This window comes from Pseudomonas lactucae (assembly GCF_016937615.1).
Taxonomy (GTDB): Bacteria; Pseudomonadota; Gammaproteobacteria; order Pseudomonadales; family Pseudomonadaceae; genus Aquipseudomonas; species Aquipseudomonas lactucae.
The window spans coordinates 1-5,839 of sequence record NZ_JAFHKI010000170.1 but is presented as its reverse complement, the minus strand read 5'-3'; the positions used below and the strand labels follow the sequence as shown (position 1 = coordinate 5,839).

The following is a 5,839-nucleotide window of genomic DNA, read 5'->3' as shown; positions in this document are numbered from 1 at the left end:
AGCGGCAAGCGCGGCGTGCCGAACAGGTGTTCAATACGTTCGGCGGGCCCCAGGCTGTCAGCGCGCCGGGCAATCGCCTCGACCAGCGCTGGCGTCAGCGTCATGGCGGTGGGGCGTGCCTGGCGGATCACGTCCAGTCGGTCTTCGGCAATCACCCCCGGCTGCCAGGGGCGCGAGGCCGGGCGCGGGCAGCAGCACCGCGCCGCCCGAGGTCAAGGGCATATAGAGCGCCGTGACCTGCTCGATCAACAGACTCAACGGCACCAGCACCAGGTAACGCTGATAATCATCGCGCCGCGCCCGCTGCCACAGGGCCTCGACCAGCGCCCCCAAGCCGTCGCGTCGAATCTTCACGCCTTTGGGGCGCGAGGTCGTACCGGAGGTGTGAATCACCTTGATCACGCTGTCGGCGTCGCTATCCGAGGCAGGACACGGTATTTCGCCCGGCGAGGCCTCATTGGCCACCGACACACGGCGGACCGGCGCCGATAGCACAAGCCCGGCGCTGCGCCACAGGTCCAGGGTGCGTGCGCCCATTTCATCGACCAGCACCTGCGCGCACCCCTGCAACAGATGCCGCGCCTGATCCACGGAAAACGCCAGGGGCACGGGCACCTCCACGCGTTCGCCGAGCATTAATGCCAGATCTGCCAACACCCACTCGACGCTGTTACCCATGACCAGCCCGACCTGACCGGCCGCAGGCGTTTCATCGGCCAGGGTGCCCGCCAAGCGGTGCGCCTGGACCACCAGTTGCCGATAAGTGAGCGCTACCGCCTCGGGCGCCGCGCAATCGGACGCCAACTGCACCACGGCAGGCGCATCCGGTGTGCGCACGGCCTGGGCGAGGATTTCATTCAGGACCTTCATGCCGCCACCTGCTCGGTGTGGGCGGCCAAGTGGTCAAACGCCGAAAACTTCAACCGACCGCAATACTGGTTAAACAGGTGCGAGCATTCTTCGAGAAGAATCACGCCGGTCTGCGGCGATTGCGCGTAGTAAGTCCCCCACTGCTGCCGCTCCTGCGGCGACAGTCGGGAACTTTCAGCCTCGCCCGTGACCCGCAAAGGGATCCCGTGGTATTTGAGCAAGACGCGCAACCTGCGCGTGGAGGTGCACAGAATGGCTTTCGCGCCCATGAACCAGGCCAGTATCGGCAGCGCCTTGATGATTTCCGCCGCGGCATGGGAGTCGTCAGACGCCAGCGAGCCGATTTCGACGATGTGCTCACGCCTCAGGACCTGCTTGCTCAGGCTGGCCAGTACGGTTTCGATAGGCGTATCGAAATAGCGCTCGGAAAAAAGGGGCTGGGTGGGCGACGCGAAAGAGATGCCCGCGCAGGCGGTCAACGCACCGCTGACCAGGTTGCGACGCGCCACCAGCCAGTCGGAACCGGGCGTCATCTCGGCCCCGTAGCGGCGCTGATAAATTTCCCTGATATACGCTAATGTTTCCGGTGCACTTTGCTCGCTTCTTCTAATTATTTCGAACCGTGCATGATCATTTTCATCTTGGCTTGAAGTGTGCAGAAAACTATTCATGACGTATCCCTGTGAACGGCATTTGCCTTTCACAAAGCTACGTAACCGCCACCCGGACGAAAATGCTCAGCCAGGACAACAAATCGATTGAAACGGACGACTGACACATCCAGACACAATAACCTTCAGCCGAGCGGGGCTGGCACTTTGCCACAAGCCAGGGCATGCTAGCCGCCCTTCGGAGTCCAGCTTATAGTGCACGTCGCGCTCCAATCCAGCCAAACCGCAGGATCACAGCTTGTCCAAAGTCACCCCGCCAGCCCCCTTGCGCGCCGCTCATATAGCGTCGGGAGCGCCTCTGCACGGTACCCTCAAAGGCGCGTTGGCGACGCTCGTCCTCATGCTGCTCGCCTTATTGTTCTGGCAATTACTCGACCAGTTGCAGCAAAACCAGAAAAACCAGCAGCAATACACCATCGACTACAGCGCCGACCTGGCGGAACAGATCAGCCTGAACATGGCCCTGAGCGCCAAAATCGCGTTGAACCTGCTACCGATGGTCGAGCCACCCCATGACGCCGAACAGCAGCAAGCCTTGACCCGCACGCTGCAACGCTCCCTGCCGGAGCTGCGCAGCATCGCCGTGCTCGCGCCGAGTGGCGCCATGATCAGCGACAGCGCCACCGACAGCCAGGACAGCCCGTTTCTCGAAGACCTGGTGCAGCGCAGCCACGGCCAGTCTTACTACCTGAGCAACAATGACGACGGCACCCTCATCTACCTGTTGCTGCATCAGCCCAGCGGTGGCTCAAGGCTGTACTGGGCGCTGCGCCTGGCGCCGGACTACCTGGCCAATCTCACTCACCAGGACAGCGACGGCCAGCGCCCCATGTGGGTCATCGAGAATCGCCTTAACCAACGCCTGGTCAGTCGTGACAGTGGCCTGCCGGCGCAATGGGCCAATACCCTGACGCCGGACGAGCTGAGCAAAAGCGTACTGGTCACGCCCCTGAGCAAAAGCGACTGGCAGTTGCGCGGGTTGTTCGACCGTTCCGCCGTGCTGGAACAATTGCTCCCGGCGTTTATCGGCAAATGCCTGCTGGGCCTGGCGTTCTCGCTGATCCCGGTGATCGTGCTGTTGAACATGCGTCGCCGCCAACGCCAGGTACACGAAGGCCGACGGCGCTATCAGGATATTTTCGAAGGCACCGGCGTGGCCCTGTGCGTGCTCGACCTTTCGGGCCTTAACAGCTTTTTTGACAAGCCATACATGCAGACCCGTGAGCAACTGCGTCTTTGGTTGCAGGACCATCCCGATGGGCACAAGCAACTGCTCAAGGAACTGCGCATCACCGAGGTCAACCAGGTGGCGGTGCGCCTGCTGAACGTGTCGTCTTGCGAGGATGCCTGGGAACGGCTTATCAATGATTGCCCGGACAACGCCACCTCCATTGGCCACCGGATCCTCGACGCGGTGCAGACCCACCAGAACCAGCTGGAGCTGGAAATCCAGTGCCAGGACCTGGTCGGCAACGAGCAATACCTGTGGCTGGTGATGCGCCTGCCGGAGCAGCAAGACGATTTCAAGGCAGTGATCCTCAGCATCAGCGATATCACCAGCCGCAAGCTGATCGAGCTGTCACTGGTGGAGCGCGAAGGTTTCTGGTCGGACGTGGTGCGCACCGTGCCCGACCACCTGTATGTGCAGGACGTGATCAGCCAGCGCATGATTTTCAGCAACCACCACCTGGGCCACACCCTCGGCTATAACAAGGCCGAACTGCAACAAATGGGTGAGTACTTCTGGGAAATCCTGCTGCACCCCGAAGACGCCGAGCATTACCACGACTTGCGCCAGCAACAGCGCCAGGCCGGCTATTGCGCCCAACTGCAGTGCCAGTTGCGCTTTCGCCACCGCAACAACGCATGGCGACGCTTCGATATTCGCGAACAGGCCCTGGCCAGGGACAAGACCAGCCAGGTCACGCGCATCATCGGCGTGGCCAAGGACATTACCGACCAGATCGAGGCCAGCGAATCCCTGCGCGACAGCGAACAACGCTACCGCATGCTGGCCGAAAGCATCAGTGACGTGATCTGTTCCACCGACAGCCGGCTGGCCCTCAACTACGTCAGCCCATCGGTCAATGCCGTGCTGGGCTACAACGTGGACTGGGTGTTCAAGAACGGCTGGCAATCGATTATCGCCAACCCAAAACAACTGGCCGGCATCTACAGCCTGATGGAGCGGGTCAGCCGCGCGCTTGGCGACGTCCAGGCGCTGAACACACTGCGCGATGAAGTGCAGACCCAGCTGTTCCTGTTCGATTGCCTGCGCGCCGACGGCCGCAAAGTGCCGATCGAGTTGCGCCTGGTGCTGGTGTGGGACGAACACGGCGCATTTGAGGGCGTCCTCGGTGTAGGCCGCGATATCAGCCAGCAACGCCGCGCCGAGAAAGACCTGCGCATGGCCGCCACGGTCTTTGAACACTCCACCTCGGCGATCCTGATCACCGACCCGGCGGGCTATATCGTGCAGGCCAACGAGGCGTTCAGCCGGGTCAGCGGGTATGCGGTGAGCGACGTACTCGACCAATTGCCGAACATGCTCACCGTCGATGAACAGCAGGAAGCCCACCTGCGCTACGTGCTCAAGCAACTGCACCAGCACAGCACCTGGGAAGGCGAAGTGTGGCTCAAGCGCCGCAACGGCGAGCATTACCCGGCCTGGGTCGGTATTACCGCGGTGTTCGACGATGAAGGCGACCTGGCCAGCTATGTGTGTTTCTTCAGCGATATCAGCGAACGCAAGGCCAGCGAACAGCGCATCCACCGCCTGGCCTATTACGACGCCCTGACCCACCTGCCCAACCGCACGCTGTTCCAGGACCGCCTGCACACCGCGTTGCAGGCCGCCGAGCGGCAGAAGTCGTGGGTGGTGCTGATGTTCCTCGATCTTGACCGCTTCAAGCCGATCAACGACTCCCTCGGCCACGCCGCCGGCGACCGCATGCTCAAGGAAATGGCGACTCGCCTGCTCGGTTGCGTGGCCGAAGACGACACCGTGGCGCGCATGGGCGGCGATGAGTTCACGTTGCTGCTGCAACCGCGGGTCAATCGTGAAATGGCGCTCAACCGTGCGATTCACGTGGCCGAGCAGATCCTCGCCAGCCTGGTCAAACCCTTCGTACTCGAAGGCCGCGAGTTTTTCGTGACCGCCAGTATCGGCATCGCCCTCAGCCCCCAGGACGGCAATGAACTGAGCCAGCTCATGAAAAACGCCGACACCGCGATGTATCACGCCAAAGAGCGCGGCAAGAACAACTTCCAGTTCTACCAGGCCGACATGAACGCCAGCGCCCTGGAACGCCTGGAGCTGGAAAGCGACTTGCGCCACGCCCTGGAACAGAACGAATTCGTCCTGTATTACCAGCCGCAGTTCAGCGGCGACGGCAAACGCCTGACCGGTGCCGAGGCCCTGCTGCGCTGGCGTCATCCACGTCGCGGGCTGGTGCCGCCGGGGGACTTTATCCCGGTGCTGGAAGAGTTGGGCCTGGTGGTGGACGTCGGCGACTGGGTGATCAGCGAGGCCTGTCGCCAGCTCAAGACCTGGCACCAGAACAAGGTGCGCGTGCCGAAAGTCTCGGTGAACATCTCGGCGCGGCAGTTCTCCGACGGACAACTGGGCACCCGCATCGCCACTATCCTCAAGGACACCGGCCTGCCGCCGGCGTGCCTGGAGCTGGAGCTGACCGAAAGTATCCTGATGCGCGAAGTCAACGAAGCCCTGCACATTCTCGACAGCCTGAAAAACCTGGGCCTGAGCATCGCGGTGGACGACTTCGGCACCGGTTATTCGTCGCTCAACTACCTCAAGCAGTTCCCTATCGACGTCTTGAAGATCGACCGCACCTTCGTCGACGGCCTGCCGTCCGGCGAGCAGGACGCACAGATCGCCCGCGCGATTATCGCCATGGCCCACAGCTTGAACCTGGCGGTGATCGCCGAGGGCGTGGAAACCCATGAGCAGCTGGACTTCCTGCGTGAGCATGGCTGCGATGAGGTGCAGGGTTACCTGTTCGGGCGGCCGATGCCGGCGAATCGGTTCGAGGCGCAGTTCAGTAATGATGCGCTGTTCATGTTCGACTGACATGCTGTGGTGGGGCTTATGGCCTCATCGGGGGCAAGCCCCCTCCACATTTGAAGGTATTCACAAGTCAAAATGTGGGAGGGGCTTGCTCCCGATGAGGCCGGCACAGACCCCGCCCACCCCCAGATGAGCCCCCGCTTGTCCCGCGACACTGATGTTCCTTTCATATGCCATCTAAAACCCATTGGGTTAGAATGCCCTCCTTTCT

At 61.9% G+C, this 5,839-nt stretch carries 3 protein-coding genes; 1 reads left to right on the top strand and 2 read right to left on the bottom strand.

The window, feature by feature from the left end; genetic code table 11:
• Nucleotides 1-57: 57 nt before the first annotated feature.
• Nucleotides 58-870, bottom strand: coding sequence for an AMP-binding protein (locus tag JWR98_RS25950; protein ID WP_205491581.1), 813 nt, complete (start codon nucleotides 868-870; stop codon nucleotides 58-60).
• Nucleotides 867-1,541, bottom strand: a complete 675-nt coding sequence (locus JWR98_RS25945; RefSeq protein ID WP_205491578.1) for a thermostable hemolysin — start codon at nucleotides 1,539-1,541, stop codon at nucleotides 867-869. Before JWR98_RS25945 ends, JWR98_RS25950 begins: the two co-directional genes overlap by 4 nt.
• A gap of 238 nt (nucleotides 1,542-1,779) precedes the next feature.
• Here JWR98_RS25945 and JWR98_RS25940 point away from each other — a divergent pair, with 238 nt between their 5' ends.
• Complete coding sequence (locus tag JWR98_RS25940; RefSeq protein WP_205491576.1) at nucleotides 1,780-5,631, top strand: bifunctional diguanylate cyclase/phosphodiesterase; 3,852 nt, start codon at nucleotides 1,780-1,782, stop codon at nucleotides 5,629-5,631.
• Nucleotides 5,632-5,839: the final 208 nt, after the last annotated feature.